Source organism: Haloferax sp. Atlit-48N (assembly GCF_003383015.2).
GTDB lineage: Archaea > Halobacteriota > Halobacteria > Halobacteriales > Haloferacaceae > Haloferax > Haloferax volcanii.
This window is the reverse complement of record NZ_CP137692.1, coordinates 64,831-84,156: the sequence shown is the minus strand read 5'-3', so window position 1 is coordinate 84,156 and position 19,326 is coordinate 64,831. Positions and strand designations below refer to the sequence as shown.

Here is a 19,326-nt window from a genome sequence, read left to right as displayed (position 1 = left end):
CGCGGTCTGATTGTCGAACACGGTCCATCGCAGTACGAAGAGGAAGTGATGACTGCGAGGGGATTAACGTTCGAAATCGACGACGAAAACGCTCCAATCGACGTCCAAACCGGGCAGGTCTCTCTCGGGAACTTCCCGACTGGAAGCACCGAAAAGACAGTCTCGGTCACTATCCCGGAAGACGCTGAACCGGGAACCTATCAACTCCCGGTCACCTACGAGTATTCGCACACTCGCCAGCTTCGGTATAGCTCCAGCGGAACCACTGAGGGAACCGATTCCACGCGAACGGAGACCGGCACGATAACGATTCGAATCAACGACGACGCTCGGTTCGAAATCATCGAAACAAACGCGACGACCCAAGTCGGTGATGACAACGATATCTCGTTCACGCTCAGGAACACCGGCTCGGAAGTTGCGAAAGCCGCGAGTGTGAACGCAGAGTCGAAGAGTAGCTCCTTGACGTTCGAGTCCGGCGACACGTCCTCGACGGCGTCCGTTGGCGACTGGGAGCCGGGCGAAAACCGGACGATTACGTACCGTGCAGCGCTCCAATCCGGCTCCGCCGCGCGCGCATATGCGCTGGACCTCGTGGTCAATTACGACGACAGTGACGGTATCAGCCGTACGTCTAATCCGATTACGACCACTGTCGAGTCGCTCCCCGAGCAGTCGTTCGCCTTCTCGGACGTCTCCTCGTCGCTCCGAGTGGGCGAAGATGGAGAAGTCGTCGGCACAGTCGAGAACACCGGCCCTCACACGGTTCGAAGCGTGACTATTCGACCGGTTGACAGTTCGGAAACAGTCATTCCGGGTGAGGACTCCACCGCCGTCGGGTCGCTCGCACCGGGCGAATCCAAATCCTTCCGCCTCCCGATGGAGGTTACGAGTGAGGCGGAGGTCGGCGACAAATTACTCAATGTCGAGGTTCGGTATCGTGACGGCGACGGAGACCAGCGGACCTACGACAAACTCGACCTCCTGACGACTATCGGCCCGGACCGAGACGAGTTCGGACTCGCGGTTTCCGACCGGACGATTACCGTCGGTAAATCGAGGGTCGTCACCGTCGAAGTGACGAACAACCTCAACGAGACGGTCACCGATATCGAAGCGCGTCTATTCGCTGACGACCCCCTCAGCGCCGCTGGTTCGGACACGAGCTACATCGAGTCCTTAGAGCCCGGTGAGTCCGCGACGCTGGCGTTCGAAGTGACGGCGTCGTCGGCGGCGACGGCGGGAAGCACGTACCCCATCTCGTTCGACTTCCGCTACACGGATAGTGACGGCAGCACGCACCTCACGGACACGTTCAGGAAACCGCTGGATGCCGTTCAGCCCCAGAACAGCGGCGTGTCGCCGATGACGCTCATCTTAGGGTTGGGGGTGGTTGTCGCAGGCGGTGTCGCAGTCGTCTACTGGAGGCGGAAGTAATGTCACTGGCTGAGAGGATTGAAACGGCGACCGAACGCCTCAACACGACAATCGTGGACCGCCCACGCGTAGTCGTCGTCGCCTTTTTGCTGCTCACGGGTGTGTTCATCGGCGGGTTAGGGTCTGTGCAGATGAGCGCTGGCGGACTCGACGCGTTCACGGATGACTTACCCGAACAGAAAACCCTCGATGAGGTCGAACAGAACTTCGAGCAGCCGTTCCAGACGGATGCTCAGACGACGACGCAACTCATTCGGACGAAGAGCAACGTTCTGACTCGGGAGGCGCTCGTCCGCGACGCTCGCCTGCTCGAACGCGTTGCCGAACACGATGAGTACCGGATGGAATCGGCTCGTGGCCCGGCTCCGATCATTGCGCAGCATCTCAATCCGTCGGCGACGACACCGGCAGACTACCGGCGAACGCTCGAACGGGCGACTCCGTCAGAAATCAGACAGGCCGTTCGCGAACTCGACGACTCGTCCCGACTGTCCGGAGTGGTCTCGAACGATTTCAATCCGACCAGCGTCTCCGCGTCTGCCTCGATTACGACGATTTCGCATGACTTCCCGGGGAGCTTCGGTGACGACGACCTGACCGCTGTCCAGACGGACCTCCAAGCGATTGCTGACGACACGCCGGGCGACGTTCGTGCGTTCGGGTCGGGGACGACCGAAACGGAGATTTCGCAGTCCGTACAGGACTCGCTTCTGATCGTGATGCCCGTCGTAATCCTGTTGTTACTCTTCTTCTTGGTGGTCGCGTATCGCGACCCCATCGACGTGCTGTTGGGACTTGTCGCACTCGTGATGACGATTATCTGGACGTTCGGATTCCTCGGCTATTCGGGGATTCCGTTTAGCCAGCAGATGATTTCGGTCCCGGTGTTACTGCTTGCGGTCGGTGTCGACTTCGGCATCCACATTATCAACCGCTACCGAGAAGAGACCGAACGCGGGTTCGAAGCGGTCGAAGCGATGCGAGAAGCGAACGCCCAGCTCCTCATCGCGTTCGTCATCGTCACCGTGACAGCGGTGTTCGGATTCGGCGCAAACGTCATCTCCGACCTGACGCCGATTCGGAATCTGGGTATCGCCTCGGCGGTCGGGATTATCTTCACGTTCCTCATCTTCGGGCTGTTTTTACCCGCGACCAAGTTGGTGTGCGACAATGTGCGCACGCGGCTCGGAGTCCCGGAGTTCAACACCTCGCCAATCGCGTCAGAAGAGTCGGCCCTCGGACGAGTGTTAGCGTTCCCTGCGCGGGTGAGCCAACACGCCCCGGCAGTGATCGTCTTGGTGTTGCTGCTATCGAGTAGTTTGATGGGCGCGTACGGGGCTGGCGTCGGCACCTCGTTCGAAAACGAGGACTTCCTGCCGCCCGAGGAGCTTCCGGCCTACGTCACAGGGCTACCTGAGCCGTTCAGCCCGGGCGAGTACACGATTACGTCAACCATCAACTTGCTCGATGATAAATTTGGGAGCAGCCAGGGGAGCACGGTGAAAATATACGCCCGAGGGAACTTCAAGGAAGACCACGCGCTCGAAGCCCTCGCAGCTCCGAACGACAATCCCCCGGAGTCGTTTGCAGTTGGACCCGGTGGGCGGGCAGAGGCACAGAGCATCGTGACGGTCATTCAATCCCACGCGGAGCAAGACGAAGAGTTCGCTGCCTTAGTCGCCCGGAACGACCAGAACGATAACGGGATTCCCGACCGGAACCTCGAACGAATTTACGACGAACTGTTCGCTTCCTCAGCGAGTGGGCGGGCCGAACAGTATCTCACTGAAGATTACCGGTCCGCACTGGTCGAATATCAGACTGACTCCGATGCGTCACAGACGGAAGTGACAACTGGTGGGGAAGAGATGGCAGATGAGTTCCAGTTTAAAGCAACGTCTACGGGAGATGTCGTCGTCCGCGCAGCGGTGATGGACCGTATCTTCCAGTCTGCGATTCAGGGACTCGCTCTCGCGGTCGTCCTGACCGCCGTGTTCCTCGTGGCGATATACGGTGTCCTGGAGCGGAAACCGCTGCTCGGCGTGGTCAACGTCTTCCCGATACTGATTGCAATCGCGTTCTTGCTCGGGACGATGCGGTATCTGGATATCACGCTGAACGCGCTGACCGCGACGATTCTCTCCATCTCGGTCGGGGTCGGCATCGCCTATTCGGTGCACACGACCCACCGCTTCATCGACGAGTTCGACGCGACGACGGGCGCGCACGAAGCGATGATGATTACGCTGACCGGAACGGGAGGCGCGTTGTTCGGCAGTATGCTGACGACCGCGTTGGGTACCGGTGCGCTCGCGCTCGCAATCACGCCGATTCTCGGAAACTTCGGCGTCCTCATCGGTCTGAGCGTCACGTATTCGTTCTTGGCGGCGGTAATCGCACTCCCGCCCGCAGTGTTGCTCTGGGAACGCATACGGCAATGGGACCTCGACCCGTTGGCGCGACTCCGCCCGGCGACACGATAGGGAGTGGTTCGCTGATTCCGGACGGCGACGGAATCGGCCGAGCGGGTGTGGGTTCGGTGCCCTTCCTGCTCGCCGTGTTCGGACACGCCGCCTTCGTACTGCGACAAGGGTTGTGACGCCGTGAGTCACGCGGGGGCGCTCGGCGGGGACGGACTCAGGGAAGAAGCGAGAGCAAATCGATGAGCGTCTGTTTCACCCGCTCGTTCGAGACCGCGTAGCCGACCGCGAACATCAGACTGACCACGCACCCGACCGCGACCGATGCGAGGACACCCGAGTCGGACGGGCCGAACACGTAGGCTACCCCCGCCGCGACGATGCCACTCAGCGCGACGAACAGCCAACTTCGCCGTGGCGTCAGCCGACTTGCCTCCATGTCGACTACCCTATCGGTTGTCACGAAGAAAACTGTTGTCACCTGCGCGGTCGACGCGGAGCCGGACCCTCGCCGTCTCGCGAGTCCCGCCGACTCGCGGCCGGCCAGTCGTCAACGTTCTCGATTTCCGAGTCCAGTGACACCGATGTCACCTGCTTTCGGTCACGTCGCCGAGAAGGTATATAGATTCGACGCGTAGGTGCGCACGTAATGAAAGTCGGCTCCGAGACGAAGCTCTACAAGGCGGAGCGAACCGACGTCTCCCAGAATCAGGGGAAGTTCCGGACCTACTTCAACTTCCCCGGTCGCGCCCTCCCGGACCACGCGGACCACGGCTACGGCCCGCTCGCGACCATCGTCGAGTCGTTCATGGACCCCGACACCCACATCGCGATGCATCCCCACCGCGACGAGGAAATCATCTCGTGGGTGCCCGCCGGCGTGATGCGCCACGGCGACCAAGACGGCAACGACCTCGTCACCGACGCCGACCACCTGATGGTGATGAACGCGGGCGAGACGTTCTGGCACGAGGAGTTCACCCGCGCGGACGACCCGCCGCTCCGGATGCTCCAGATGTTCGTCCGACCCCACAGCCTCGGGCTGGAGCCGAACATCCAACACGAACCCATCGACGCCCCCGTCGAGGGCGAGTGGCGACACCTGTTCGGCCCCGAGGGCTCCGACGCGCCGCTTTTCGTCCGCAACCAAGTGGACCTGTTCGACCTCCGACTCGACGCCGGGTCGAGCGCCGACCTCCCCGAAATCGAGGGCCGCGACGCGTACTTCTACGTGTTCGATGGCGCGGTCGAGGCCGCCGGCACGCGCTTCGGGAAGACCGAAAGCGGCCTGCTCGTCGACGACGCCGGCCTGACGCTCACCGCCGACGAGGACGCCACCGTCGTCGCCTTCCTGGTCGACCCCGACGCGCCCGTCACCCGACAGGGAACCATCGGTCGCTGACCGCGGCCCGACGCGCCGACCCGTCCCCGCCGCGAAGCGCCGCCACCCAACGCACTCTCCAACACTCCGCCCAACTCGATGCTCACAGACACCGCCGGAATCCACCACGTCACGGGAATCGTCCGCGACGCGCAGGCGAACGTCGACTTCTACGCGACGACGCTCGGTCTGCGCCTCGTCAAGCAGACGGTGAACTTCAACGAGAAGTTCACGCGTCACCTGTTTTACGGCGACGAGACCGGCTCGCCCGGGACGGCCCTGACGTTCTTCCCGTACCCCGCCGAGGAGCCGGGTCGCCCCGGCACGCCGCAGATTCGGACCGCGTCGCTCGTGATACCCCCCGACGCCGTCGACTACTGGGCCGACCGCCTCACCGACCGCGGCGTCGAAGTCGACGGCCCGTTCGAGCGGTTCGACGAGACCGTTCTTCGGATTTCGGACCCCGACGGCACCGACCTCGAACTCGTCACCGGCGAGTCGTCGGTCGAACCCTGGGATGACGGTCCGGTCCCCGCCGAGCGCGCGATTCGCGGCATCCACGGCGTCACGCTCCACTCGACGAACCCCTTCGTGACCGCAAGCGTGCTCGACACGCTCGGGTTCGACCTCGTCGCGCAGGAGGGCGACCGCGTCCGCTACCGAGCGCCGGGCGACCGGGCGACCGTCGTGGACCTCCTCGACCGGGACGGGGAGTTCGGCCGCGAGGGCGCGGGGAGCATCCACCACGTCGCGGTCCGCGTCGAGGACGAGGCCCAGTTGTACGAGTGGCACGACCTGTTCCGCGAGCGCGGCTACGACGTGTCGCGGGTGAAAGACAGACACGTGTTCCAGTCGCTGTACGTCCGCGAACCGGGCGGTGTCCTGTTCGAACTCGCGACCGACGGTCCCGGTCTGACGTTCGATGTCGACCCGGAGACGCTCGGGGAGTCGCTGTACCTCCCGCCGTGGCTGGAGGAGGACCGAGAGATGATACAGAACCAACTGCGCCCGCTGGACCTGCCGGCTGGCGTTGGACCCAGTAGCGACGGCGGGTCGAACTGATGGCTCCCCGTCCGACCACGCCCCGGTCCGCAACCGACCCCCACGAGGGACAGGAGATTGCGACGGCCGGCGCGCCGCCGCAGGTCGCCGACGCGGCCGTTATCATGCTCCACGGCCGCGGGTCGAAAGCGCGGCACGTCCTCACGCTCGTCGACGAGTTCCTCCACCGGGGCGTGATGTACCTCGCGCCGCAGGCCGCCGGGAGTTCGTGGTATCCCGCCCCGGCCGCCAGTCCCATCGAGCGAAACGAGCCGTGGCTCACCTCCGCGCTCGGCCGGGTGTCGGCCGCGCTCGATATCGCCACCGACGCCGGGGTTCCCCCCGAGCGCGTCGTCTTTTTCGGGTTCTCGCAGGGCGCGTGCCTCGCCGCCGAGTTCGCGCTTCGGAACCCCCGCTGGTACGGCGGCCTCGTCGTGCTCTCGGGGAGTCTCCTCGGTCCCGACCTCGGGAGCCGGCCCGCCGGCGACGACGGCAATGGTGACCACGACGGTCACGGCAGCGACACCGACTTCGAGGGCACGCCGGTTTTCTTCGGAAGCGGCCGCGACGACCCCCGCGTCGAGGCCGACCGCGTCGAGGCGTCGGCCCGAATCTTCGCGGAACTCGGCGCCGACGCGGCGAGTCGGCTGTACGAGGGACTGGGCCACGCCATCAACGACGACGAAATCCGGATCATCGACTCGTTCATCGAGCGACTCGACTGACGCGCGATGCGGTCGTTTTCAGAGTTACGGGGCGATAGCCGCGCGGCTACGCGGTGGTCGTGCCGTCGAAGAAAAACGGGGCGGGGGGAGCGAGAAAACGTGGTCGGCCGGACCGACCGGGCCGACCGGGGCCGCCGATTAGACCTCGTCGATGAGGGAGCCGAAGACGGACTCGGCGTCGGCGGGCACGTCGAAGTCGTGGTAGTGTTCGCCCTTCTCCTTCGAGAGGATGTTGAGGGCGGCGGCCGCGCCGTCGCCGGCGGAGATGACGGCCTGCCACTCCTCGGCGCGGACCATCGCGCCCGTGGCGTAGGCGTCCTCGACGCTCGTCTCCATCGTCACGTCCACGTCGACGAGGTCGTCGTCGAACGCGCAGCCGAGGGACTCCGCGAGGTCACGGTTCGCACCCGTGGCGAGCACGACGTAGTCGGCCTCGTACTCGTCGTCGTCGGTCGCGACGACGAACCCGTCGTCGCTCTCGCTCACGTCGGTGACTTCCTCGCCTTGGTGGCGCTCCGCGTCGAAGTGGTCGACCTGCGTGCGGAGCGTCTCCATGTAGTTCGAGCCGTCGATGGAGCCGATTCCGGGATAGTTGAACAGGTGCGCCTTGTGCATCCACGTCTGGTCGGTGTCGAAGACCGTCGTGGAGAGTCCGTTCTTCGCGGCGAAGAGGGCGGTTGTCAGACCAGCGGGACCGCCGCCGATGACGATTACGTCTGCCATGTTCCATGCACTAGCGTACTCGATAAAGAAACCCGGTAAAGCGGATATTTTGTATTCCTCTCGATTACCAGCGACCGTGTGGCACGACGCTCGGCGCGCCCTGAGACACCCCCGACGCAGTCGGTTCCGGATTCCCCTCACTCTTAATGTCCCGGTTCGTGTGCCTCGGCTATGGACCGCGACCGACTCCTCGCCGCCGCCCCGCTTCTCGCGGCGAGCATCTGGGGCGGGATGTACGTCGTCAGCAAGTGGGGGTTCCGGTCGATACCGCCGCTGACGCTCGCGTTCCTCAGAATCGCACTCGGTGCGGGCGTCCTCTACATCGCCGTGCGGGCGACCACTCCCGCACGGTCGTTCGACCGAAGCGAGTGGCGACGGTTCGCGGCACTCGCCGTCTGGCTGACCGCGGCGCTTTCGACCCAGTTCGTGGGAACCGATTTGACGAACGCGAGTCAGGGCTCGTTGCTGACCGTGTTGACTCCGGTGTTCATGCTCGTACTGGGGGTAACAGCGCTCGACGAGCACCTCACGCGCCGGAAATCGCTCGGGACGGCGCTCGCAACGGTCGGGACGCTCGTCGTCCTCTCGGGGCAGTACGACGCGGCCGCGCTCGCCGGCGGGAGCGTCTCGGGCGTCGCGTTACTCCTGTTTTCGTCGCTCTGTTTCGCCGCGTTTTCCGTGTTCGCAAAGCCGCTCATCCGGCGGTACTCGGCGCTCGAAACCGCGACGTACGCGACGGTGCTGTCGGTGCCGCTGTTCGGCGCGTTGGTCCCGGTGGAGTTCTATCTCGACCCGGCGGCGTTCGGTTCGATTTCGCCCTCGCTTCCGGTCGTGGGCGCGGTGCTCTACCTCGGCCTCCTGAGCACCGCAGCCGCGTGGTACTGCTGGTACAAAGGAATGGAGTACGCGGACGCGAGCGCCGTCGGCGTCTTCTTCTTCGCTCAGCCGGTCGTCGGTATCCTGCTCGGGGCCGTCTTCCTGCGCGAACCGGTCGGCCTCGAACTCCTCGGCGGGGGCGCTGTTCTCGCTGTCGGAGTCCTTCTCGTGAACACGGACTGACGGGGCGTCGTCGCGTCGGCCGAGCCCGGAGCCGGCCGATGTGACGGCGTTCGCCGGCTACTCTTCCAGTTGCGACTCGGCGAACGAGACGGCGAACTGGTCGCGCATCTCGCGGCGAAGCATCTCGCTCATCACCTCGTAGACGACCGGTTGCGGGTACTTCTCCAGCAGCGCGGCGAGTTCGACGGCGCAGTCGGACTTCAGGGCGGCGAATTCGGCGGTCCACGGTGGGTTGCTCATTACCCGCACATCCTCTCCCGCGTAGTTATGAATTTTGATTGAAACAAACGGAGACAATCGACGGCCTCTGTCGCGTCACTCACCGAAAAATGTGCCGTGCGTTCGGCGGGAGGGTGCCGATTTGGCGGGGCGAACTCGCCTCGCCGGATGCCCTCGGTCGGGCACCCTCTCACGGTAACCTGTGGTCGCGCGGGAAGCGCGTGGTTCGGCTGCGCTACGCTGCGTTACTCGAAGAGTTCGACGGCCTGCTCGTAGCGAGCGGCGGGTTCGTCCCAGTCGACGACCTCGAAGAACGCGGAGACGAAGTCGCCGCGGGCCGGGCCGTAGTCGTGGTAGTACGAGTGCTCCCAGACGTCCAGCGCGAGGATGGGATGGCTACCCCAGAGCGCGCCCTGGTCGTGCTTGTCGACGACGACGTTCCGAAGCTGGTTCGAGAACGAGTCGTACACTAAGAGCGCCCAGCCGCCGGCCGCGCCGGCCGCCGCTTCGAATTCACCCTTCCACGCCTCGTAGGAACCGAAGTCCTCCGCGATGCGGTCTGCGAGCGCACCTTCGGGTTCGTCGCCGCCTTCCGGCGACATGTTCTGCCAGAACAGGTCGTGCAGAATGTGACCGGAGCCGTTGTGGGTGACGTTGCGGAGCGCGCCGGCGGACGAGCCGAACTCGCCTGCTTCGCGGTTCTCGGCGAGGGTTTCTTCGGCCGCGTTCCAGCCGTTGACGTAGCCCTGGTGGTGGGTGTCGTGATGCCACGTCAGCACCTGCTCGGAAATGTGGGGCTCAAGCGCGTCGTACTCGTACGGGAGGGGGTCAAGTTCGTAGTCTGACATTGGTGTTCGCAGTTAGACCGAGGGACCGAACACACATGTACTTTCGCTGAACGCGATTTACGTAGTGGGTTTGATATGTATGGGTGCAAACACTCTCGGGCGCTCGCTCACGCCTCGGAACCAACTCTGGCGTCGTCGAGTTCGGCCTGTACTTCCCCCCACGACACCGGCGGTTCGAACGCGGCCAGCGTCTCTTCGAACGACTCGATTCGCGCCCCGTACTCGTCGGTCCACGACGGTCGGGCGAGTCCGTCGAGGCGCTCGCGGAGGCGCTGTACGCGGGCGCCGTGTTCGTCGAGGTCGGCGGCGGCCTCGTCGAGACCGTCAGTCGCCGCGTCCGACTCGGGAGCCAACTCCCGCAAGTCGTCGAGTTCGGCCCGTACGTCCTCGACCAACAGGGCGGAGACGCGGGCGCGGAGCGCGGCGTTGCACCACTCGGTCGCGCGGTCGTCGTCAGCGCCCTCGGCGGCGTCGGCGCTGTCTTCGGAACTCTCCGCGTTGGCGATGGCCTCAACCCGGCCGGCGAGTCCGTCGAGCGACTGTCCGAGGGCCGCCAAATCGCCGTCGAGTCCGCGCACGCGAACGTCGTGGTTCGAGAGCCATCGCTCGAACTCCTCGACGTCGAGTTGTATGTCGTCCGCGTGCGCGGTGAGCGCCTGCGCTTCGGACGCGACCTCGCGGAGTCCGAGCACGATGTCGTAGACGGACCGAGGGTCGTCGCGCCAGTCGGTGAGTCCCTGTAACTCCTCGCCGAGCGATTCGACCCGTTCGGTCGCGTTCGTAACCTTCGCTTCGAACACGTCGAGACGGGACCGGACGGCACCGACGGCCGCGTCGTCGCCGGCGGCCTCGCGGGCGTCGTCGAGGTCGATAGACGCGAGTTCGACGCGCGTCTCCGCGGTCGACAGAATCATCGACGTGTCCGTGACCGCCGAATCGACGCCGTCGGCCGTCACCGCGCCGTCTTCGGTCACGTGACTGAGGACCGCCCGAACGGTGTCGGGGTCCCGGGAGTCGTCCGCGTCCACGACGCGGTCGGCCGCGTCAGATTTAGACAGACCGATGATACGTTCGAAGCCTGTGGTTCCGTCCTGCTGAGCCATCGTCCGTACGTATCTCGGCGCCCGTTATATTTTCTGTCGTCTCGATTACGTTCGAGTATATAGTTCTCCGTACTGATGTGTGCGCTAATATCGAACTATTTCGCCTCTTAGTGTTACGGTGAACTCTGATAGAACTAAACCGGTATTATAAACGCATTTTATTTAAAACCGGGTCAGTCCACGTGATGGCGCAAGATTCCAAGAAGTTGGCAGGCAGCGTATCACGTCGGCAGTTCCTCGTCGCGTCGAGTGCGGCGGGCGTTGCGGGGCTCGCCGGTTGTTCGGGGCAGTCGAGTTCCGAGACCGACGCGCCGGCGACCGAAGAAGCGGAGACGGACGCTCCCGAGACCACGACCTCGACCCCCGAGGAGACGAGCGAATCGAGCGAATCGAGCGCACCGCAGATGCTCACCGCCGAGGGTTCGTCGACGGTGTACCCCATCGCGAACAAGGGGAGTTCCTACTGGAACTCCAACGCGCCGCCGAGCGACGGCGAGTACTGGGGTTCGAACGACGAATCGACCGTCCCCGGCTGGGACGAACTCGGCGCACCGGACATGCGTCTGGCCGACTACTTCGCGTCCCTCTACGGCTTCGATCCGACCGAGACGCAGGCGAACCCGGCGTTCGCAACGTCTATCGGCCTGAGCCACTCCGGGACGGGCTGTAAGTCCGTCCGCGACGGTCTCGTCGACATCGGTAACTCGTCGGGGCCGATCACGGCAGAACTCGGCATCAGCGAGTCCGAGGCCGAGGAGAACTACGTGGACCACGTCCTCGGCCGCGACGGTCAGCCCGTCGTCGTCTCGAAGGACGTCTACGACGCGGGCGTGACGGAACTCACCGGCGAAGAAGTCCGCCAAATCTACCAGGACGAAATCACCAACTGGAGCGAAGTCGGCGGCCACGACCAGGAAATCTACGTGGTCGGCCGCGCGGAAGGCTCCGGGACGGACACCTCCTTCCGCCTCAACATGCTCGGCAGCGCCGACGCCTCGATGGAGGGCGTCGACACCCGTAAGGGCCAGAACCAGCAGGTCGCGACCGTCGTCCAGCAGAACGACGGCGCCATCGCGTACATGGCCCTCGCGTTCACCGGCCCGGAGGTCCAGCCTATCGGCATCGAATTCGAGGGCACGCTCTACGCGCCGGACAAGAGCGCGGAGCACACCATCTTCGACAGCGACTACCCGCTGAACCGCGACCTCCACCAGTACACGACCGTCACGGAGGACACCCCGAGCGGGACGGACATGCGCGAAGCCGCGTTCATGAACATGTTCCTGACCACGTTCGGTCAGAAGCTGTTCGTCGAGGACAACAACTACATCCCACTGCCTGACAAGGACCTTCAGGCCGAGAAGGACAAGCTTCCGAGCCAAGCGTAACGCGGCTCGGACGCGGTAGCGGTTCCTGAACCTCGTTCTTTCCATTCATCGACGCTCCAATCATGAACGTACTTCCAAACTCCGACGGTGCCGGCCTCCGAGCGGCGGCTCGGCGAGGGCTCCGGCGCGGTCGCGACTTCGTCGACGAGACGCCGCCGGACGCGCTCGTCACGGTCACGGTCGCGGCGGTGTCGCTCCTCGCGGCGTTCGCGGGCTTTCTGGCCGTCTCGTCGCTGACGGCCGTCCCGTTCGCGGTGTTCCTCGTCGCGACGGGGTACGGCTGGCTCAGACACCAAGAATTGACAGCGCGCGTGCTCACGCTGACGACGACGGTCTCGACCATCCTCGTCCTCGGGCTCATCCTCGTCTTCATCTTCGCGGAGGCGTGGCCGACCGTGCAGTACGCGACCGTGAACGTCTTCGGTATTCCGATTCCGGGCCTGCGGCTCTTCATCGAGACGCGCTGGAGTCCGGTGACGCCGCCGATTCAGTACTCGCTCGTCCCGATGATTCACGGGACGGTGCTCGTCACCATCATCGCGACGGCCGTCGCCGCGCCGCTGGGCGTGGCCGCGGCGCTCTTCCTCAGCGAAATCGCGCCACGGACCGTCCGCGAGGTCGTCAAACCGGGCGTCGAGATTCTGGCGGGTATCCCCTCCATCGTCTACGGCTTCATCGGCTTTACCATCCTCAGCCCGTGGGCGGCCGACCAGTTCGACATCGTCGGACAGGGAACCTACCTCTTCGTCGGTATCGTCGTCGGGCTGATGGCGCTGCCGACGGTCGTCTCGGTCGCGGAGGACGCGCTCAACAGCGTCCCCGAGTCGATGAAAAGCGGGTCGCTCGCCCTCGGCACGACCGACTGGCAGACGATGACCTCTATCACGCTGCCGGCGGCCTTCTCGGGCGTCTCGGCCGCGGTCCTCCTCGGCGTGGGTCGCGCCATCGGCGAGACGATGGCCGCGACCGTGATGCTCCGCGGCAGTCCGGGGCTCACGAAGCCGCTGTACAACGTCTTTTACGGTAACGACACGCTCACGTCGCTCATCGCGGCGAACTACGGCGACGCCGACGGCCTCCAGCTCTCCGCGCTGTTCGTCGCGGGCGTCATCCTGTTCATCACGGTGCTGTGTCTCAGCATCGGGTCGCAGTACATCGAGGCGCGCATGCGCCGGAAGCTCGGAGGTACCGACTGATGGCGGGCGCGACCGAATCCACGCTCGTCAGCGAAGACACCTCCGAGACCGAGGCGGTCGCCGCCGGCGCGGTGGGGCTGGCGGCGGTGCTGTTCGCCCTCTCGCTCGCGGCGATGTTCGAACTCGTGACCATCACCGACCCCGTCGCGGGCGTGCCGATGGTCGCGCTCCTCGGCGGGCTGTTGGTCCTCCTCGGCCTCGCCGTCGTCGGCTTCGGCGTCGGCTCTCGACTCGGCTACGTCGCGACCAACCCCAGACCGACCGCCGGACTGGTCGCTTCGGGAGCGTTCGCGCTCGTCTGGTTCGTCGTCGGTGGACTCGTCGCCTCGCAGACGCTCGGGCTCGGGACGGCCGGGTGGGTCGTCGCGTCGCTCGTCACCGGCGGGGTCGGGTTCGCGGTGAGCGCGCTCCCCCGCGAGGACATCGGCTCGACGCTCCCCGCCGGCGCGCTCGCCGCGTTCGCCGGTCTCGTCTTCCTCACCGGCGTCATCGGCCCGTCGTGGGTGTGGGACCTCGGGTGGGAACAGCAGGCGTCGTTCAACGCCGAGTTCACGATTCCGGTCCTGACGGCGTTCTGTTCCCTGCTCGTCGGCTGGGCCGCCGCGAAGGCCTACGGCGGGTTCGGCGCGCGCGGCCGCCACATCGGCGCGTACGTCCTCGTCTACCTGAACGCCCTCACCATCATCGCGGTGCTGTTCCTCCTCGTCGCGTTCACGGTCCTAAAGGGCCTGCCGGGGCTGTTCAACGGTCTCGCGTTCGGCGCGGGTGCGGGTCCCGAAGTGACGCTCGTCGGCGTGACGTTCTCGCTGCCCCTCTCGTGGCCGTTCGTCATGAACGGCGTCGCGCTCCTCAACGACGTGAACGGCGTTCTCCCGGCCATCGCGGGCACGATTTGGCTCGTCGTCGGGGCGGTGCTGTTCGCCGTCCCGCTGGGCGTCGGCGCGGCCGTCTTCATCACCGAGTACGCGGACCGCGGGCGCTTCACGCAGGTCGTCGAAATCGCGACCAACGGCCTGTGGAGCACGCCCAGCATCGTCTTCGGGCTGTTCGGGCTGGCGTTCCTCGTCCCCCGACTCGGCAACCAGAAGTCGCTGCTCGCGGGGATGCTCACGCTCGGCTTCATGCTCCTCCCGCTCGTCGTCATCACGAGTCGGGAGTCGATGCTGGCGGTCCCCGACGAGTACCGCGACGCGAGCGCGGCGCTCGGCGTCACGAAGTGGCAGACGGTTCGGAGCATCGTCCTCCCGGCGGCGCTCCCGGGCATCGTCACGGGCATCATCCTCGGCGTCGGCCGCATCGCCGGCGAGACCGCGCCGATTCTCCTGACGATGTCGGGGAGCGTCGCCCCGCCGGGGAGTCAGACGGTCGACGTGGTCGGCGGCTTCCAGTTCTCGCTTTCGCCGCCGTTCGTGACCAACCCCGAACTGATGCAGGCGACGTCGGCGCTGCCGTATCAGCTCTACTCGCTTATCACCGCGGGCGTCGGGCAGTCGTCGAACATCGGCGCTATCGACGAGTTCCGGTGGGCGACGGCGCTCATCCTGCTCGTGGTCGTCTTGGGCTTCTACGCGGTCGGCATCGCGACGCGGTACTACTTCCGGAGTAAACTTCAGCACGAGTAACCATGAGTGAAACCAGACAGACGGCGGACGACGGACAGACGACGACCGACGCACAGACGACGGACAGCGAACCCGCCGGCGGCGCGAGCGCGAGCCCCGGCACCGACCAGCCGCTCGAAGTCACGAGCGGTGAGACGCGCGAGCGGACCCGCGAGGAGTGGGTCGAACACGAGTTCGAGGGCGACGCGAAGCTCTCGGTCTCCGACCTCGACGTCTACTACGGCGACGACCACGCGCTGAAGGGCGTCTCCATGGAGATTCCCGAGAACAGCGTCACGGCGCTCATCGGCCCTTCGGGCTGCGGAAAATCGACGTTTCTTCGGTGTCTCAACCGGATGAACGACCGCATCAAGGCCGCGCGCATCGACGGCTCGGTCCGGCTCGAAGGCGAGGAGATCTACCAGGAGGGCGTCAACCTCGTGGAACTGCGCAAGCGCGTCGGTATGGTGTTCCAGTCACCGAACCCGTTCCCGAAGAGCATCGCCGACAACATCTCCTACGGGCCGCGGAAGCACGGCGACCTCGACACCGGTCTGCTCGCCAACCTGCTCGGCCGGAGCGACGACGACGCGGTCGACGAACTCGTCGAACGCTCCCTGCGGCAGGCGGCGCTGTGGGACGAGGTGCAGGACCGACTCGACGACAACGCCCTCGGCCTCTCCGGCGGCCAGCAACAGCGGCTCTGCATCGCCCGCGCGCTGGCGACTGACCCCGAGGTGCTCCTCATGGACGAGCCCGCGTCGGCGCTCGACCCCATCGCGACCTCGAAAATCGAGGACCTCGTCCACGACCTCGCGGAGGAGTACACGGTCGTCATCGTCACCCATAACATGCAGCAGGCGGCGCGCATCTCGGACCAGACGGCGGTGTTCCTCACCGGCGGCGAACTCGTCGAGTACGGCGACACCGACCAGGTGTTCGAGGACCCCCAGAGCCAGCGCGTCGAGGACTACATCAGCGGCAAGTTCGGATAACGTCCGGTCCCGTCCCGGGGTCCGAGTCGGACTGAGCGCCGGTCCCCGCCGAGCGTCCCCGCGTCCGGCGACGCTCGCTTTTCGTCAGTCGAATCACCCGCCGAGGCGGGGGCGGCGTCACCGCGGAACTGGCACGCAGACAACACGATTTCAGACACGCCAACACAATGGAGACACGCAAGATACAGCAGGTCAGCAACGGGACGTTCACCGTCTCGCTCCCCAGAGAGTGGGCGGACGGCGAGGGCATCACCGCCGGTACCGTCGTCAACCTCCACACGCACCTCGACGGGATGCTCGTCATACAGGCACCCGAGTGCGAGGACGACGCGTCGATGCAGTTCACGGTGACCGTCGACGGCGGTGACGGGGACGGGGGCGGCGGGGACGGCGGAGACGATTCCGCCGGTGACGGTCTCGAACAGACGCTCCGGGCGGCCTACGCCGCCGGGTCGAAACAGGTCGTCGTCGAGGCCGACGGGACGTTCGACGCCGAACAGCGACAGGCCGTCAGGCGGGTCGCTCGCAACCTCGTCGGCGTGACCATCACGGAGGAGTCGGACGCGTCCGTCACGGTTCGGAACGTCCTCGACGCGAACGAGGTCTCCATCCGCCAGTCGGTCCGACAGCTCCAGTTCGTCGCCGTCTCGATGCACCGCGACGCGACCGCCGCGCTCACCGGTGCCGCCCCGCTCGACGGGTTCGCGGAGCGCGACGACCGCGCCGACCGCCTCTTTGCGATGGTCGACCGGCACTTCACCCGCGGGCTCGACCGCCTCGACGAGGTGGACGCCCTCGGCGAGACGCGCCCGGAGCTGTTCCGCCTCCACACCGCGGCCCGCGAGTTAGAGCGCGTGGCCGACCAGGCCGAGCGAATCGCCGCCGTCGCGTCGGCGGTCCCCGACCCGCTGCCCCCCGCGGTCGCCGACGAGGTGTCCGAACTCGCCGAGGTCGTCCCCGAGGCGCTCGACGACGCGGTGCAGGTCGCGCTCGACGGCGAGGACCCCGACGCGGCGCGGGAGGCGCTTTCGGCGCGGGACCGGGTCCGCGAGGGCGTCGGGAAGGTCGAGCGACGGCTGTTCGAGGAGGCGGACCCGGACGTCGACGTTGACCACCGATTCGCCCACGCGCTCCACGCGCTCGAACGGACGGCCGAACACGTCGGCAACGTCGCTGAGGTCGGTCTCCGGACCGCGGTCCGTACGCACAACATGGACGAGCGACCGACCCGCGAGAACAGGAGCGAAAGCGAGTCCGCGGAACACTCCCAGCGCGCTTGACGGTTCAGTGTCCAATCCACGGGACGATTCGGGGCGGCCGCGGGAAAGAGCGCGCCTAGTCCTCCCGCGGCGAGACGAGATTCGTCAGGACGCGGTCACCGAACAGGACGACGAGCGCCGCGCCGACGAGGTTAAACAGGAGGTCGAGCGCGGTATCGGTTCGGCCGTAGGAGACGAGCACGGGGTCGATGCCGAGCGCGTCGGCTCCGCGGTGGATGGCGTACTCCGCGAGTTCCCAGAGCACGCCGGCGCAGACGACAACCGCGAGCACGCGGGTCGCGGGGTCGCGGCCGCGGCGACGCGACAGCACGTGGACGACCCCGCCGAGAATCGTCGCGGAGTGGGTGTGAGTGAGATGGTCCCACCACCACACGTCGTCGTAAGGACCGAGCATCCCGGCCGAGTGGGTCAGCATGGCCGACTCGACGTAGACGCGCTGCCACGGGCGGAACTCGACGCCGACCAGTCGCTCGACGGCGTCGGGGAGGTACGTGCCCGCGAGCGCGAACGCGGCGTTCACCATCGCCGCGGGGTTGCGGCGGCGGAGCCCGGTCAGAAACACGACGACGATTGCGTATCTGATTCCGTCGTCCGGTCGCCGCCGTCCCGTCGAATCGCTCGTTTCGGTCACGGTCGTTCTCATCGGGACTGTCGTCGGCATCGGGGAAAAACGTTGACAGCCGGACGGCGGTCGGGCGCAGACAGGTCGCCGGTCGCGGACGGGTCGCCGGTTTCAGACGACGGACGAGAGCGCGTCCATCACGCGGTCGACCTTCTCCACGTCGGCGTTGTAGCCCATGTGACCGACCCGGAGGATATCGTCTGCGAGGCCGGCGAGCCCGGTCGCGAGGACGATGTCGTGTTCCGATTCGAGTTCGGCTTGGACGCGTTTCGCCTCGCCGGGGAGGTGGAACGCCGTCACCGTCGGAGAACTGCGCTCGGCGTCGGGATAGATATCGAGGTCGAGGTCGGCTCCGCGCTCGCGGCAGTGCGCGGCGGCCTCCTCGTGGCGTTCGTAGACGGCGTCGAGCCCTTCTTCGAGGAGCATCGACAGCGACTCGTCGAGGGCGGCGACGTTCGCGCCGAGGTGGGTGTACGGGAAGCCCTCGCTGGTGTCGCGCCACGGGAGGAGGTTCGTGTAGAGCGAGTCGGGGTCGCGCTCCTCGACGGCCTCCCACGCGCGGTCGCTGACGGCGGCCGTCGTCAGCCCCGGCGGCGAGCTAAACGCCTTCTGGGACGCGCCGAGGTTGATGTCGATGTGCTCGCTCGGGACGGGCGCGCCGCCGAGCGAGGAGACGGCGTCGACGATGGTCAGCACGCCGTGGTCGGAGAGCAGTTCGAGCACCGGCGCGATGTCGTTGAGCGTGCCCGTCGGCGTCTCGCAGTGGACCATCGTGGCGACAGCGAACTCGCCGTCGTCGAGCGCGGCTTCGACGCCAGCGAGGTCGAGCGGGTCGGTGTAGTCGGCACCGACGAGGGTCGGCTCGCCGCCGTAGCTCTCGACGAAGTCGGCGAAGCCGTCGCCGTAGAGGCCGTTCGAGACGCAGAGCACGTCGTCGCCGGGGGCGACCGTGGAGGCGATGGCGGCTTCGAGGCCGAGGATGCCCTCGCCGCCCATGACGACCACGTCGTCGTCGGTGTCGTAGACGCGCCCGAGTTTCTCGCAGACCTCGTCGTAGGTGTCGAAGAAGGACTGCTCGATGTCGGGGTTCGGCATCGGCTCGCTCATCCGGTCGCGGACCCGCGGCGGGACGGCCGTGGGACCGGGTGTCATCAGCATGAATCCCCGTTACGGACAGAGCGTCTTAGCAGTACGGCATCCGTGGCGAGCGTCCGACCGCGTCGGCAGCGATAACCGACCGGCAGCCGGCGAACGTGACCGCCCGCGCCGGCGGCGGACGGGAAGGCAC

18 protein-coding genes are annotated in these 19,326 nt (G+C 66.0%); 11 read left to right on the top strand and 7 right to left on the bottom strand.

Annotated features, from left to right (window positions below; translation table 11 throughout):
• Nucleotides 1-48: 48 nt before the first annotated feature.
• Together DEQ67_RS17005 and DEQ67_RS17000 are read left to right on the top strand one after the other, a co-directional pair.
• Nucleotides 49-1,437, top strand: a complete 1,389-nt coding sequence (locus DEQ67_RS17005) for a COG1361 S-layer family protein (RefSeq protein WP_115803877.1) — start codon at nt 49-51, stop codon at nt 1,435-1,437.
• Entirely contained in the window at nt 1,437-3,920 is a 2,484-nt protein-coding gene (locus DEQ67_RS17000) for an efflux RND transporter permease subunit (RefSeq protein WP_004064510.1), read from the top strand. Before DEQ67_RS17005 ends, DEQ67_RS17000 begins: the two co-directional genes overlap by 1 nt.
• A 154-nt stretch (nt 3,921-4,074) precedes the next feature.
• Here DEQ67_RS17000 and DEQ67_RS16995 read toward each other — a convergent pair whose 3' ends face one another.
• Nucleotides 4,075-4,296 (bottom strand): hypothetical protein, encoded by a 222-nt coding sequence (locus tag DEQ67_RS16995; RefSeq protein ID WP_004040822.1) that lies wholly within the window; start codon nt 4,294-4,296, stop codon nt 4,075-4,077.
• A gap of 210 nt (nt 4,297-4,506) precedes the next feature.
• Here DEQ67_RS16995 and DEQ67_RS16990 point away from each other — a divergent pair, with 210 nt between their 5' ends.
• From DEQ67_RS16990 to DEQ67_RS16980, 3 genes are all read left to right on the top strand, one after another.
• Nucleotides 4,507-5,259: a pirin family protein gene (locus DEQ67_RS16990; RefSeq protein WP_115803878.1), complete on the top strand. Its 753-nt coding sequence runs from the start codon at nt 4,507-4,509 to the stop codon at nt 5,257-5,259.
• A 78-nt stretch (nt 5,260-5,337) separates the two neighbouring features.
• The gene (locus DEQ67_RS16985; RefSeq protein WP_115861940.1) at nt 5,338-6,300 is read left to right on the top strand and encodes a ring-cleaving dioxygenase; all 963 of its coding nucleotides are present in this window, start codon (nt 5,338-5,340) and stop codon (nt 6,298-6,300) included.
• Entirely contained in the window at nt 6,300-7,004 is a 705-nt protein-coding gene (locus DEQ67_RS16980) for an alpha/beta hydrolase (RefSeq protein WP_115861938.1), read from the top strand. Before DEQ67_RS16985 ends, DEQ67_RS16980 begins: the two co-directional genes overlap by 1 nt.
• A gap of 138 nt (nt 7,005-7,142) precedes the next feature.
• On the opposite strand, the gene DEQ67_RS16975 is transcribed toward DEQ67_RS16980, so the two are convergent.
• The gene (locus tag DEQ67_RS16975; RefSeq protein WP_004040826.1) at nt 7,143-7,727 is read right to left on the bottom strand and encodes an NAD(P)/FAD-dependent oxidoreductase; all 585 of its coding nucleotides are present in this window, start codon (nt 7,725-7,727) and stop codon (nt 7,143-7,145) included.
• Between the two features lie 171 nt (nt 7,728-7,898).
• Between DEQ67_RS16975 and DEQ67_RS16970 the strand changes: the two genes are divergently transcribed.
• Nucleotides 7,899-8,786, top strand: a complete 888-nt coding sequence (locus DEQ67_RS16970) for a DMT family transporter (protein ID WP_004064489.1) — start codon at nt 7,899-7,901, stop codon at nt 8,784-8,786.
• A 57-nt stretch (nt 8,787-8,843) separates the two neighbouring features.
• Here the strand turns inward: DEQ67_RS16970 and DEQ67_RS16965 are convergent, their stop codons facing one another.
• The 3 genes from DEQ67_RS16965 to DEQ67_RS16955 form a co-directional block, all read right to left on the bottom strand.
• Nucleotides 8,844-9,026, bottom strand: a complete 183-nt coding sequence (locus DEQ67_RS16965) for a hypothetical protein (protein WP_006600938.1) — start codon at nt 9,024-9,026, stop codon at nt 8,844-8,846.
• A 224-nt stretch (nt 9,027-9,250) separates the two neighbouring features.
• A complete protein-coding gene (sod, locus tag DEQ67_RS16960) occupies nt 9,251-9,853 on the bottom strand; it encodes a superoxide dismutase (RefSeq protein ID WP_170076540.1) in 603 nt (200 codons plus the stop codon).
• A 107-nt stretch (nt 9,854-9,960) separates the two neighbouring features.
• Complete coding sequence (locus DEQ67_RS16955; RefSeq protein ID WP_115891595.1) at nt 9,961-10,956, bottom strand: halo transducer protein; 996 nt, start codon at nt 10,954-10,956, stop codon at nt 9,961-9,963.
• A 185-nt stretch (nt 10,957-11,141) separates the two neighbouring features.
• Between DEQ67_RS16955 and DEQ67_RS16950 the strand changes: the two genes are divergently transcribed.
• The 5 genes from DEQ67_RS16950 to DEQ67_RS16930 all read left to right on the top strand — a co-directional run bounded on the left by DEQ67_RS16950 (nt 11,142) and on the right by DEQ67_RS16930 (nt 17,416).
• Nucleotides 11,142-12,344 (top strand): substrate-binding domain-containing protein, encoded by a 1,203-nt coding sequence (locus DEQ67_RS16950; RefSeq protein ID WP_115861934.1) that lies wholly within the window; start codon nt 11,142-11,144, stop codon nt 12,342-12,344.
• A gap of 62 nt (nt 12,345-12,406) precedes the next feature.
• On the top strand, nt 12,407-13,540 hold the full coding sequence (gene pstC / locus DEQ67_RS16945; protein ID WP_115891596.1) for a phosphate ABC transporter permease subunit PstC: 1,134 nt from the start codon (nt 12,407-12,409) through the stop codon (nt 13,538-13,540).
• Nucleotides 13,540-15,162, top strand: coding sequence for a phosphate ABC transporter permease PstA (gene pstA, locus DEQ67_RS16940; protein WP_115891597.1), 1,623 nt, complete (start codon nt 13,540-13,542; stop codon nt 15,160-15,162). Before pstC ends, pstA begins: the two co-directional genes overlap by 1 nt.
• Nucleotides 15,163-15,164: 2 nt before the next feature.
• Complete coding sequence (gene pstB, locus DEQ67_RS16935; RefSeq protein ID WP_115803721.1) at nt 15,165-16,136, top strand: phosphate ABC transporter ATP-binding protein PstB; 972 nt, start codon at nt 15,165-15,167, stop codon at nt 16,134-16,136.
• 167 nt (nt 16,137-16,303) lie between these two features.
• Nucleotides 16,304-17,416, top strand: coding sequence for a PhoU domain-containing protein (locus tag DEQ67_RS16930; protein ID WP_115891598.1), 1,113 nt, complete (start codon nt 16,304-16,306; stop codon nt 17,414-17,416).
• A gap of 55 nt (nt 17,417-17,471) precedes the next feature.
• Here the strand turns inward: DEQ67_RS16930 and DEQ67_RS16925 are convergent, their stop codons facing one another.
• A complete protein-coding gene (locus tag DEQ67_RS16925; RefSeq protein ID WP_115803723.1) occupies nt 17,472-18,059 on the bottom strand; it encodes a hypothetical protein in 588 nt (195 codons plus the stop codon).
• Nucleotides 18,060-18,149: 90 nt separating this feature from the next.
• Nucleotides 18,150-19,196, bottom strand: a complete 1,047-nt coding sequence (locus DEQ67_RS16920; RefSeq protein WP_004064469.1) for a pyridoxal-phosphate-dependent aminotransferase family protein — start codon at nt 19,194-19,196, stop codon at nt 18,150-18,152.
• Nucleotides 19,197-19,326 lie beyond the last annotated feature (130 nt).

Coding starts and splice junctions, on each gene's coding strand:
- DEQ67_RS17005 (WP_115803877.1), top strand. CDS start 49: ATGACTGCGAGGGGATTAACGTTCGAAATCGACGACGAAAACGCTCCA.
- DEQ67_RS17000 (WP_004064510.1), top strand. CDS start 1,437: ATGTCACTGGCTGAGAGGATTGAAACGGCGACCGAACGCCTCAACACG.
- DEQ67_RS16995 (WP_004040822.1), bottom strand. CDS start 4,296: ATGGAGGCAAGTCGGCTGACGCCACGGCGAAGTTGGCTGTTCGTCGCG.
- DEQ67_RS16990 (WP_115803878.1), top strand. CDS start 4,507: ATGAAAGTCGGCTCCGAGACGAAGCTCTACAAGGCGGAGCGAACCGAC.
- DEQ67_RS16985 (WP_115861940.1), top strand. CDS start 5,338: ATGCTCACAGACACCGCCGGAATCCACCACGTCACGGGAATCGTCCGC.
- DEQ67_RS16980 (WP_115861938.1), top strand. CDS start 6,300: ATGGCTCCCCGTCCGACCACGCCCCGGTCCGCAACCGACCCCCACGAG.
- DEQ67_RS16975 (WP_004040826.1), bottom strand. CDS start 7,727: ATGGCAGACGTAATCGTCATCGGCGGCGGTCCCGCTGGTCTGACAACC.
- DEQ67_RS16970 (WP_004064489.1), top strand. CDS start 7,899: ATGGACCGCGACCGACTCCTCGCCGCCGCCCCGCTTCTCGCGGCGAGC.
- DEQ67_RS16965 (WP_006600938.1), bottom strand. CDS start 9,026: ATGAGCAACCCACCGTGGACCGCCGAATTCGCCGCCCTGAAGTCCGAC.
- sod (WP_170076540.1), bottom strand. CDS start 9,853: ATGTCAGACTACGAACTTGACCCCCTCCCGTACGAGTACGACGCGCTT.
- DEQ67_RS16955 (WP_115891595.1), bottom strand. CDS start 10,956: ATGGCTCAGCAGGACGGAACCACAGGCTTCGAACGTATCATCGGTCTG.
- DEQ67_RS16950 (WP_115861934.1), top strand. CDS start 11,142: ATGGCGCAAGATTCCAAGAAGTTGGCAGGCAGCGTATCACGTCGGCAG.
- pstC (WP_115891596.1), top strand. CDS start 12,407: ATGAACGTACTTCCAAACTCCGACGGTGCCGGCCTCCGAGCGGCGGCT.
- pstA (WP_115891597.1), top strand. CDS start 13,540: ATGGCGGGCGCGACCGAATCCACGCTCGTCAGCGAAGACACCTCCGAG.
- pstB (WP_115803721.1), top strand. CDS start 15,165: ATGAGTGAAACCAGACAGACGGCGGACGACGGACAGACGACGACCGAC.
- DEQ67_RS16930 (WP_115891598.1), top strand. CDS start 16,304: ATGGAGACACGCAAGATACAGCAGGTCAGCAACGGGACGTTCACCGTC.
- DEQ67_RS16925 (WP_115803723.1), bottom strand. CDS start 18,059: ATGAGAACGACCGTGACCGAAACGAGCGATTCGACGGGACGGCGGCGA.
- DEQ67_RS16920 (WP_004064469.1), bottom strand. CDS start 19,196: ATGCTGATGACACCCGGTCCCACGGCCGTCCCGCCGCGGGTCCGCGAC.